6 protein-coding genes are annotated in these 11688 nt (G+C 59.1%); 3 read left to right on the forward strand and 3 right to left on the reverse strand.

Annotated features, from left to right (window positions below):
- Position 1 precedes the first annotated feature (1 nt).
- Together pqqF and ACUTQY_RS16005 are read left to right on the forward strand one after the other, a co-directional pair.
- Entirely contained in the window at positions 2-2311 is a 2310-nt protein-coding gene (gene pqqF, locus ACUTQY_RS16000; protein WP_046687036.1) for a pyrroloquinoline quinone biosynthesis protein PqqF, read from the forward strand.
- Positions 2312-2460: 149 nt separating this feature from the next.
- Positions 2461-4896: a glucose/quinate/shikimate family membrane-bound PQQ-dependent dehydrogenase gene (locus ACUTQY_RS16005; protein WP_033643055.1), complete on the forward strand. Its 2436-nt coding sequence runs from the start codon at positions 2461-2463 to the stop codon at positions 4894-4896.
- Positions 4897-5340: 444 nt separating this feature from the next.
- Here ACUTQY_RS16005 and ACUTQY_RS16010 read toward each other — a convergent pair whose 3' ends face one another.
- The 3 genes from ACUTQY_RS16010 to ACUTQY_RS16020 form a co-directional block, all read right to left on the reverse strand.
- A complete protein-coding gene (locus ACUTQY_RS16010) occupies positions 5341-6900 on the reverse strand; it encodes an autotransporter outer membrane beta-barrel domain-containing protein (RefSeq protein ID WP_445583307.1) in 1560 nt (519 codons plus the stop codon).
- Positions 6897-8477 (reverse strand): S8 family serine peptidase, encoded by a 1581-nt coding sequence (locus ACUTQY_RS16015; RefSeq protein WP_445583308.1) that lies wholly within the window; start codon positions 8475-8477, stop codon positions 6897-6899. Before ACUTQY_RS16015 ends, ACUTQY_RS16010 begins: the two co-directional genes overlap by 4 nt.
- A 362-nt stretch (positions 8478-8839) precedes the next feature.
- A complete protein-coding gene (locus ACUTQY_RS16020) occupies positions 8840-9049 on the reverse strand; it encodes a hypothetical protein (RefSeq protein ID WP_046687034.1) in 210 nt (69 codons plus the stop codon).
- 245 nt (positions 9050-9294) lie between these two features.
- Between ACUTQY_RS16020 and ACUTQY_RS16025 the strand changes: the two genes are divergently transcribed.
- On the forward strand, positions 9295-11400 hold the full coding sequence (locus ACUTQY_RS16025) for a putative bifunctional diguanylate cyclase/phosphodiesterase (RefSeq protein ID WP_046687033.1): 2106 nt from the start codon (positions 9295-9297) through the stop codon (positions 11398-11400).
- Positions 11401-11688: the final 288 nt, after the last annotated feature.

The raw sequence follows: 11688 nt of genomic DNA on the forward strand, positions 1-11688 counted from the left end.
GATGACACTCGCCGCCTCGTGGCAGCTCGATAACGGTTTGGCCGTCAGGGCGATTAGCACCCCTGACGCCGAGGCCGCCGCCGCGCTGGTGCGCATCGAGGCGGGCAGCTTTCAGGCGCCTGCCGCCTGGCCGGGCCTGGCGCATCTGCTGGAGCATATGCTGTTTCGCGGCAGCGTGAACTTTAGCGCGCAGGATGGGCTGATGGGCTGGACGCCGGCGGTCGGCGGCCGGTTAAACGCCACGACCCAGGCCACGCAAACCGCGTTTTTCTTTGAGGTGGGCGCCGAACAGCTGGCGGAGGGGTTGGCCAGGCTGATCGATATGCTCGCCGTCCCACAGCTGGCGGCTGAGGCAATCGCCCAGGAGATCGAGGTCATCGACGCCGAATATCGCCTGCTGCGCGCCGACGTTGAAACCCGCTGCGAAGCGGCGCAGCGGCAGATGTTCAGCGGCATTGACGCGTTGCACCGCTTTCATATCGGCAGCCGCGCCGCTTTCGGCAGCGATATTCCCGCGTTGCAGCGGGTGCTGCGGCAGTTTCACCACCACTATTACCGCGCGCCGAACATCACGCTGTGGCTGCAAGGCCCGCAATCGCTCGAGCAGTTGCATGCGCTGGCGCAGCGCTACGGCGGCGCCTTGCCGCCGGGCAGCATCGAGCCGCCCGAGGCATTGCCGCCGCTGGCCGCCGGGCAAGATTACACGCTGTCTCTCCCCGGCGCGCCGCAGCTGCGGTTGGTGTTTGCCCTGCCGCACTCCCGTTCACGCGGCTGGCTGCGGCGGCTGGAGCGTTTATTGCTGGACGAAGCCCCTGGCGGGCTGCTGGCACGGCTGCGCGCTCACGCGTGGGCCGACGCCGTTAGGCTGGATTACGCCCGCTGCGCTGAAAACAGCGCCCTGCTGAGTTTTATTTTTACCGTCAATCACGGCTCGGCGTCTGAAGCCGCCCACATCGAAAGCGCCTTGCTGGCCTGGTTGCAGGCGCTTATCGCGCTGACACCGGCTCAGCTTGCGCATTTCGGGCAACTGGCAAACCGCGATTTCCACCGTTTGGCGCCGCTCGATCAGTTGCGCGCCAGAGCATTTGGGCTGCCGCCGGTGGAGCCGAACGACGATTGGCCACGGCATATTTCGGCGCTGATTAGCGCGCCGCATCGCCGTCTGGCCATGCTGCCTGAGGGAGGCGGTGAAACGCGTGAAATTCAAGGGCTGCCGTTGGCGCTCGCGCCCTTCGTCCGCACCGTGCCGACGCCCACAATAGATCCTTTCCGCTTTTTCTCCACCTCGGCGGCGCTGCCGATCCCGCCCCTGCCGGCCGGCCAGGCGCCGCTGCGGCATCTGCACCCCGACGAAGCGCAGCCGGTGCTGCTGCTGCGCCCATCGCCGCATGGCGCTCTCAGCGAAGAACAGGCCTGTGGTTTGCAGGCGGCATTGCGCCCTGGAGCGGCCGAGTTAGCCCATCGGGAGGGACATTTAAGCTTCGAGCGCCACCAGGGCGTGTGGTTGTTACAGCTGGCGGGCAGCGCAGCGCTGATCTGCCACGGTCTGAACGTCGTGAATCGAGCCCTGGCGGCGCTGCCGCCGGCCGTCATCAACGAGGCGGCGAGAAACCTGCGCCACGCGCAGCTCAAAGCGCAAAACGATATCGCCATTCGCCGCCTGTTAGCCCAATTGCCGGCGGCGTTGAGCGTATCAACGGCAACGGCCCCACTCTGGCATGCCACCCTGGTCGGCGGCGACGGCGAGTTAAAACGGCGGCTGTCGCATTTGCTGTATGACTTTCCTTTTCCCATAACCGACGAGGCTCAGCGGCCGGCGCCTCTGCATCACCACCCCGTCACCCTGACGGAAAGCGGCGCAGAACACGCCTTGCTGCAATTTTACCCGCTGCCGAACGACGAAGCCGAAGGGCGTTGGGCGCTGCGCGTGCTGGCCCGGCTTTACGCGCCGCGTTACTTCCAGCAGTTGCGCGTCGAGCGCAACGTGGGTTACGTGGTGCAATGCGCCTTTCATCGCAGCGCCGATGCCGAAGGCCTGCTGTTTGCACTGCAATCCCCGACGTTCGCCGTTGCGCAGCTGCGGCAGTTAACCGACGAATTCTTGCTGCAGATGCGCCATGAACTGGCGCACCTCGGCGCCGGCGAACTGGCGCTGGCGCAACAGGCGCTGCGGCAAAGCGTGCAGCGCCTCAGCGCCGAGCCGTTGCAACGCGCCCGGGAAATCGCCCTGGAAAATCGCCACCGGGTGGCGCAGGTTGCCTCTCTGCCTGCCGCGCAGCTCGTACACTGGCAGAAACGGATATTCCTCTAAGCCAAACCGAGGTTGTGCCGATAACGTCGGCTTTTCCCTCATAAATGCAGTTACATATCCTTAACAAGCGCACCTCCATCAATGTTACAATAGTCGCCAATAACGACCTTTTCACCTTTAAGAATCAGTATGTTATTGGAGATTATTCAATGTCAGATGCCAATGCACGTTCGGGCATAAAACTTACGCTGTGGTGTTGCCTGTTGGGCATCATCCTGGCCGCCACCGGCCTGTTCTTCACCGTCGCCGGCGGCAAACTGCTCTCGCTGGGCGGCAGCGCCTACTTCCTGATTGCCGGCCTCGTCATCCTGCTGTCGGCCATTCAGTTTTTCCGCCGCAAGTCCTCAGCGGTTTGGCTGTTCCTGGCGGTGTTCATCAGCACCGTCATTTGGGCGCCGTTGGACGCCGGTTTTGATTTTTGGCCGTTGATTTCCCGCCTGATGGTGCCGACCGGCCTGATGCTGCTGGCCTTCCTCACCTGGCCGGCGCTGCGCAAGCGCGAAGGCAAAGCGCCGTTGGCCAAGCCGGCTTACCTGCTCTCCGCCTTGCTGGCGGTCGGCATGGTCGGCGCCTTTGTCCAAATGTTCCAGCCGCATCCCACCGTTGCCTTCAGCGGCCAGCCGCTGCCGCTGATCCCGGTTGATAAAGCGCAACAGCAGAAAGATTGGGATAACTACGGCAATACGCCGGGCGGCAGCCGTTTCGTCGCGCTGGATCAGATCACCCGCGATAACGTGCGGGAGCTGAAAGTCGCCTGGACGTTCCATACGGGTGACATCCCTATCAGCCCTGATGGCAACGGCGCGGAAGATCAGCAAACGCCGCTGCAGATCGGCAACCGCATTTTCCTGTGCACGCCGCATAACAATGTGATCGCCGTCGACGCCGACAGCGGCAAAGAAATTTGGCGGCGAGAAGTCAACGCCAAGTCGCAGGTATGGAACCGCTGTCGCGGCCTGGCCTACTTCGACGTCAACAAGCCGTTGCCCGCGCCGAGCGTGCCGGGTTCAACCCCCGCCGCGCCCGTCGCGCTGGCGGCCGGTGACAGCTGCCAACGACGCATATTGATGAACACCATCGACGCGCGCCTGATGGCGATTAACGCCGACAACGGCGAATTCTGCCAACACTTCGGCAACCAGGGCGTGGTGGACCTGAAGGCCGGTCTGGGCGACGCCGCCGATCCTAAATATCAACTGACGTCAGCGCCGACGCTGGCCGGCACCACCGTGGTGGTCGGCGGGCGCGTTGCCGATAACGTGCAAACCGATATGCCCGGCGGCGTGCTGCGCGGCTTCAACGTGATCACCGGCGAAATGCGCTGGGCGTTTGACCCGGGCAATCCGCAGCCGAACGCTGCCCTGAAACCGGATCAACACTTCGTGCGCAGCACCCCGAACTCCTGGGCGCCGATGTCGTACGATCCGGCGATGAACACGGTCTTCCTGCCGATGGGCAGCTCCTCCGTCGATCTGTGGGGCGCCAACCGCAACGCGCTGGATCACCGATACGGCGCCTCGGTGCTGGCGCTCGACGCGACCACCGGCAAAGAGAAATGGGTCTATCAGACCGTGCATAACGATCTGTGGGACTTCGATCTGCCGATGCAGCCCAGCCTGCTCGACTTCCCGATGCAGGACGGCACCACCCGCCCTGCGTTGGTTATCGGCACCAAAAGCGGGCAGATCTTCGTGCTGGATCGCCATACCGGCAAACCGCTGACCGAAGTGAAGGAACTGCCGGTGAAGACCCGCACCATTCCGGGCGAGCAATATTCCGCCACGCAGCCGTTCTCCGTCGGCATGCCGCAGATTGGCGCGCAGAAGCTCAGCGAGTCCGACATGTGGGGCGCTACGCCATTCGATCAATTGATGTGCCGCATCAGCTTTAAATCGATGCGTTATGACGGCCTGTTCACCGCGCCGGACACCGACGTTTCCCTCAGCTTCCCCGGCTCGCTGGGCGGCATGAACTGGGGCGGTCTCTCTACCGATCCGAACAACCGTTATATTTTCGCCAACGATATGCGTCTGGGTCTGTGGGTGCAGATGATCCCGCAGAAAGCCGACGCAGGCGCGCCGGCCGGCAACGGCGGTGAAGCCGTGAATACCGGCATGGGCGCGGTCCCGCTCAAAGGCACGCCGTATGCCGTCAATAAGAATCGCTTCATGTCGCCGCTGGGCATTCCTTGCCAAAAACCGCCGTTCGGCACCCTCTCCGCCATCGATTTGCAGACGCGCAAAGTGGTGTGGCAGGTTCCGGTAGGAACGGTGCAGGATACCGGGCCGTTCGGCATCAAAATGCGCGCGCAGATGCCGGTCGGCATGCCGACGCTGGGCGGCACGCTGGCGACTCAAGGCGGCCTGGTGTTTATCGCCGGTACGCAGGATTATTATCTGCGCGCCTTTGATTCGTCCACCGGGCAAGAGCTGTGGAAAGCGCGCTTGCCGGTCGGCAGCGGCGGCACGCCGATGAGTTACGTCTCGCCGACCACCGGTAAGCAGTATGTCGTCATTTCCGCCGGCGGCGCACGTCAGTCGCCGGATCGCGGTGATTACGTCATCGCCTACGCGCTGGATAAATAATCGCCGGAACGCCGGTTAAATAAAGCGGCGCACCGCGCTCAATGGGCATTTAGAGGGAGACGTTGCATGACGTCTCCTTTTTTTTGGGTTTATTGCCTGAACAGCAGAATATTAACCATCCGTTTCATTTTCATCCCTTTTCTTCTATTTCTCTTACGGCGATACAGCACGCGCCACCGGCACCGGTGATACTCATAGGAAATTGATATGTATAAGGTAAAAAATAATAAAATGAAGAGAAATTCCATGTTTCGGCCTAAATCCTTTTAGTCATTTCAGATGATTATCATCAATTTTTCTAACCAAAAGAATTAGAAACATCCTGTTCTAACGCGCCTTTATCCTGTGAAGACACCGCCGCCCGGCCTGTCGCTTCCGCGCGCCCAATAAAAAACCCCCATCGTTGCGATGGGGGCTGAGTAGCGTGAAACGGATCAACGGCTATCAGAAGCGCCAGGTCAGACCGGCATTGACGCTGTTGTCCTGATGGTTGGACGACAATTGCCCGCCGTAACCGAGGGACAACACGGCGTTTTTGTTAACCCAAACATCGACGCCCGCCTTCAGAACCGCCCCGTCACGGGAAACGGGGACGCTGTTCACGTCGAACGCCGCATCGCTGCGTTTGAACATCAGCTGTGTTTTACGCTCCAGCTTGCCGTACTGATGTTGCCAACCCAGCTCGCCGCGCAACGCGATCGCCACGCTGTCGGTCTGCCATTGCGTATCGGCGCGCAGGCCCAGCGTCGAAGCGGTGGCGGACTGACTTTGCTTATCGCCGCGCAGCGCCGCCGCCCCGCCTTGCTCGTTGATCCCCTCGTTGCGATAGTGGGTGTACGCCAGGTTGGCGAACGGCTCAAGATTGACCACGTCGTTGCTCCAATCGTAACCGCTTTCGATAAACAGCTGACCGGTGCGCGCGTTATAGCGGGCCTTTTCGCGATCCGCCTGCGCGCCGTAGTTTACCGAGCGCGACGTGTCGATGCGATGCCAGGTATAGGTGCCGCCCGCTCGCAGCGCCAACGCGCCGAAACGTTTGTCGCCGTACAGCCCCAGATGGTAGTTGTCGCTGTGAGCATCTGACTGATAGCCGCCATCCAGCGACGTGCGGGTATACCCGGTCATCACGCCCAGCCGGCCGTCGTCAAACAGTTCGCTGTCCAGACCCAACAGCACGCCATAGGTGGATGTCTGGTAACCGGTAGCGTTGTCGTTGCCGGAAGCATGCCCCCAGTTGCCCAGCAATTTCGCCCAGGCGCCATTATCATCCGCTTTGATATCGGAAGCGGTGCGGCGGCCTTCAGCCTGGCGCAAGCGCTCGGTGGCGGTATCGCGCAGATTACGGCTTTCGTTGATCTGAGCGGAAGCCATATCCGCGTGGATCTGGCCGGACAGTTGACGGGTCGCCTGTTGCAATTCTCTGGCCGAAGTGAAGCCGAGGAAGCTTTCATAAACCGGATGGCCGGCCACGGGGCTCGTCGCTTCGGTAACGGCTGTCGCCTCGCCTTCAACGCCCTGCAGTGCGGTTAGCGCTTCAGCGGTAGGCGCCGCGACGCTGCGTTTGGCCGTTTCCGTGACCGGTTCCGTGGCGTTGAGCGTTTCCACCGCGCGGGCGACCGCTTTCTCGTTTTCGGTGCTGGCCAGGCTGTCAAAACGGGCGGCGGTGCGCGTGATCCCAAGGCCGACGTCATTGCCCTGATAGTCCAGCGTCACATTGACAAACGGATACGAAGGATTGGCGTTTTCGAAGCGGCCGGTCACGCCATCCGTCGTCGTCAGGATGGTGTATTTGTTGCCCAGCAGGCTTTGCGCCTCATTTTGCGACAGCAGGTTTTTGCTGTGCTCCAGGCTGACGTTCACACTGCCGCCGTAGAGGAAAGCGCGGCGCGCTTCGATTTTATCGCTGCGGCCATTGTCTGCGACCTCCACGTTATACTGCGAGCCGCGATCAAACACGGCGTCATGCAACACGTGCAGCGTACCGATGCCATTTCCCGGCGTCACGCTGCCGCCCCGAACCGCTCTGAACGCCCCACCGTGCCGTCGCCGGCCAGCGTGCCGCTATTTTCGATATAGACATTGGACGCCACCGAACCGTTGATCGCCAGTACGCCCTGTTTCACCCAGGTGTCACCGCTGTAAGTATTATTGCCCAACAGCGCCAGCGTACCGGCGCCCGTTTTGGTCAACCCGCCGTGGCCGCGGATGTCATTGCTCCACGAATCGAAGTCGCATTCGCCCGACGTGCAACGCCGCTCAACCGGGGTTCCGGCTTCGACGATATTCCCAAGACCGGGGATATTCACCACAAACTGTTTTTCACTGTAGGAACCCGGCACATAGAATTCCTGCGGAATATCCTCTTGGGTGATAAACATCTTCGGCCCGTTGATCGCATCGCGTAAATTGACGCGGCCCCAGCCGAATAAATGATCAATGCCGGCCTCGCCTAAATCGGTGGCGGTGGTTTTGATGACCGCGGATATTTGAGCGGCGCTCATATAAGGGAAGCGCTGCATCAATACGGCGGCAAATCCGGTGACGTGCGGCGCCGCCATTGAGGTGCCCGACATATTTCCGTAATCGGGTTTAACCGTCAGCTCGCCCTTATTATAGGCTTCGCGGTTCACCGCCCCGCCGGTATTGGAAACCAGCTCCCCTACGCTGCTGTAAATACTGCTGCCCGGCGCTGACACGCAAAAACTGGCCGTATGTCCGCAGCTGGTTGAGGAAACGCTTAACTTATCGTTATTACTCAGATTGGTCACGATCAGATAATTGTTTAATACCTCAGGGAAAGCATAGGGAAGTGACTTTTGCGCCTCAGGAATATTGTAGTTATTGTAATTGCCTGCCGAGAAAACGATCAGCTTGCCATGCTTGGCGGCGCGCAGCAGCGTCGCCATGGCGCTGTGCCCGCCGGTGGGCACGGGTTGCTCGCTGCCCCATTCCAGGTTGGACTTATTGCGCATCACTTCATTGATGACGTCGGTTTTCACCCACGCCACATAGTCAGGCCGCCCGTTCGGCAGCCAAATGGTGTTGCCATTGGCATCCTTTCTGACCGCCGGTGGGATCCCCCAGCTGTTATTGATAACCCGGGCTGGGCTCTGGATCAGTTCTTCGCGGCCGTTGCGATTGCCGAAGTCGTTCAACTTGGCGCCGATAATGTCCGCGTCGTAGGCGACGCCATGCATACCGGAGCCGTCTCTTTTGGCGGCTGCAATACCGGCGACATGCGTGCCATGCGTACCGAATGACATATTATCTTGTTTATCATACGAGAAATTATAGCTGCCGTTATCCAGCCGCGTCAGTTTACCGGCGAATTCCGGATGAGAGAGAATGGCATCATCAATAACGCCAATCGTCACGCCCTTTCCGGTATAGCCTCTGGCATAAGCGAACTCGGCAGAAATAGCCTCAAGCCCCCATTGGCGATTAAATTCTGCGGTTTTCCAACTGTCGGGCGAACCTAATTGTCCTGGTTCCCGATAAGCGGCAAGAGATGAATGAAGAGATAAGCCATAACAACCCAGAAACACGCAATACGCTAACTTCAATTTTTTATTAAGTATCATTTTACGCTCCATGTTTATTTATACCCAGAAGAAAACTGACGTTTTAACTGCGCTGAAACCTCCTATGATCGTGAAACGACAGATAACGCATGCCTGCCCGACGCGGGCCGCATAAAACAGGCTGAGTGATAAAAATTCGGGCGTGCGGACATGAAGATGTCACCACGCCATACGCTTAGGGCACAGAAGTGCAGACAGGTGGCGAATGTACGTTTGCCGGCGATAAACCCGGCGCCGTTATACCGGCACGGCTCGGCCATCCGGCCGAAGCGCGAGAATCAGGCTGTGAGTGCATCCCGCTCAATCATCCAGTTTTGTTAATGATTTTCATTCGCGAGGCTATCTTATACGTAAGCAAAGTGTCAACAGATGAAACAAAACATTTCTTGATTTGCATCATAACTTTCACCGCAAACGTCGGCGACAAGTGCATCGGCCACCGCTGAGCCGGGCATAACATGGCGCTTTTTACCGCCCAGCATGCGGATTTTGTCAGTCATGATGCATAAGAGAGGCGGTATGACGAGTGAAAGAGCAGCAGAAAGACTGAACATTTCCTCAAAAAGAAACATCAGGTTTGATTACTTTTTTGCGATTATTAAACCGCCTGGTCGGAGCACTTATTTTTCGATGCAATATAAGAGGGGCTTATAAATAACAGGAGTATTCCTAATGCGTTCTTGCGTAATCTATTTCATGCTACCAGGCCGATTTTTAGCCGCGCCCGCTGGCTATTCCCATTTTCATTGGCAAGACTATATTGAAAGAGGCTCTGCTATAGAGCAAGAATATGGGTAATTTTCCGAGGAAATACCGCATGAGCCTGTTGCCCGAGCAGAAAAATAACAAAAATCCGATCGACCTCTACAGCGAAATCGTAGACGACTTGCCGGGTCTGATCTGCTTCGGCAACCGCCTTGGCGGTTACTTCAACAAGCAGTGGCGCGACTATACCGGCGCAATCGCCGGTGAGCACGGCGCCGCAGACTGGCTCGAGGCCCTGCACCCTGACGATCGCGAACGCCTGGCCGCGCAATGGCGCCAGGCCATCGTTGCCCTCTCCTCGTTCGCCGGCGAAGCCCGTCTGCGCGAGCGCAGCGGCGCCTACCGGTGGTTTATGCTGGCGTTTAACGCCCGCCAGGACGGCAAGGCGCTGGAGCCCAGCTGGTACCTCACCGCCACCGACATCCATCCGCAAATGCTGCAACGCCAGCAAAACGTTCAGGTGCTCTCTATCCAGCAAGACATGCTGGACGCCAGCGTCGACTGCATCAAAGTGATCAATCGCGACGGCACGCTGCGCCACATGAACCGCTCCGGCAGCCTAGCGCTCGGCCTCGATCCGGCGCAAAAAGAGTTTGGCATGCCCTGGCTGGGGCTGTTGTCGCCCGAAGTTCGCCGCCGCGGCAGCAAAGCGTTGCGCAGCGTCAAAGCCGGTAAGAATGCGCGCTTCGCGGGATTGAGCGTGACGCCGCAGGGCAAAAAACAGCATTGGGACAACATCCTCTCTCCCGTCAGCGATGAGCACGGGGTCGTGGCCGAGATCTTGTGCGTCTCACGGGATGTGACGTCGCAGCGCGTGATGGAGCAACGCCTGCTGCTTGCCAGCGAGTATGACGAACTGACCGGCCTGCCCAACCGGCGCCTCTTCAAGAAAAAGCTGAAGCAAGAGATGAAGCGCGCCCTGCACGGCAACAAGTCGCTCGGGCTGATGCTGCTGGATCTTGACCATTTCAAACTGGTGAACGATACGCTGGGCCACGCGGCGGGCGATCATCTGCTGCGGGTGCTGGGCAAAAGGCTCAGCGCCTGCATGAATACCCATTCGTTCGTCTCTCGCCTCGGCGGCGACGAGTTCGCCGTCGTGATCAGCGACGTCGAAAACGAGCAGGATATTTTCCGCATCGCCAACAAGTTTCTGCTGCAGCTGGAGACGCCGATCACCCACGGCGGCAAGACGTTGCATTGCGGCATGAGCATCGGTGGCGCCATCTATCCCAAAGATGCCCGCGATGCGTCAGAGCTGATGAAGTGCGCCGATACCGCGCTGTATGAACTGAAAGAAGGCGGCCGCGGCGGCGTCTACATGTTCGACAGCAAGATGATGGACAAAGCCCGCGCCCGCGCCAGTCAGCTCAACTACGCGCGCCAGATCGTACGCGATAATTGCATTCGTCCCAACTACCAGCCGAAGGTCAGCCTCGCCGATGGCAGCATCGTCGGCTTCGAAGCGCTGCTGCGCTGGCATTGCCCGCAAAACGGCATACAGCTGCCGGCGACGGTCAGCGAGGCCTTCAACGACTATGAACTGGCGACCAAAATCAGCGAAGCCATGCAGCTGAAAGTCTTCGCCGATATCGCCCGCTGGCGCGCGGCCGGCGTGGCAGTGCGGCCCGTTTCGCTGAACGTGTCGCCGATCGAGTTTTTACGCGACAACTACGCCGAAACCTTCCTGCAACGCCTGCTGAAGTTCCACATTCCCCACCACCTGATCGAACTGGAAGTGACCGAACACGCGTTCAACAAGCACGGTTCGAAATACGTACTGCGCGCGCTGCACATGCTCAAAGAGATGGGTATCCGTATCGCGCTGGACGACTTCGGCACTGGCCACTCCTCGTTCAGCCATATCATGGACTACCCGCTGGACTGCATTAAGCTGGACTGCGACTTCATTCAACGCATGAACACCGAACCGGCGATCCTGGCGATCGTGGAAAGCATCGGCATTCTCGGTCAAAAGCTGTCGATCGATATCATCGCCGAAGGCGTGGAAACCGAGCAGCAGCGCCAAACGCTGTGCGAAGCCGGTTTCCATATCGGCCAGGGGTTTTTGTTCAGCCCGGCGGTGGGATCCCAGCAGGTGCCGACGCTGCTGCAGGCGATACTTCAGCCTGCCGAAGGCGGCACGGCGAATCGTTAAATCGGCATCGCATGCCCCACATTCGGGGGGCTTGATCCCCCCTCTTTTCCTCTGCTTGTTTCACGCCTCCCGCACCGGAATATTTGTGAGAGCCCTCACAAAGCATAAACGTATCTTTACATTTTTGAACGGTTAAGCTTCCGTTCTGTCAGATTTGAGTGTATTCCAGAGCGTCAAAACGATTCTTTTTCCACTCAATTGGGAACGTTACCGGAGACTTGTTAAGAAATAGTTAATTTAAATCAATGCACTACAAATAATAGCAGGAGGTACTGCGATGCACGAAAG

The sequence above is a fragment of the Serratia sp. TSA_130.1 genome, from assembly GCF_052691795.1.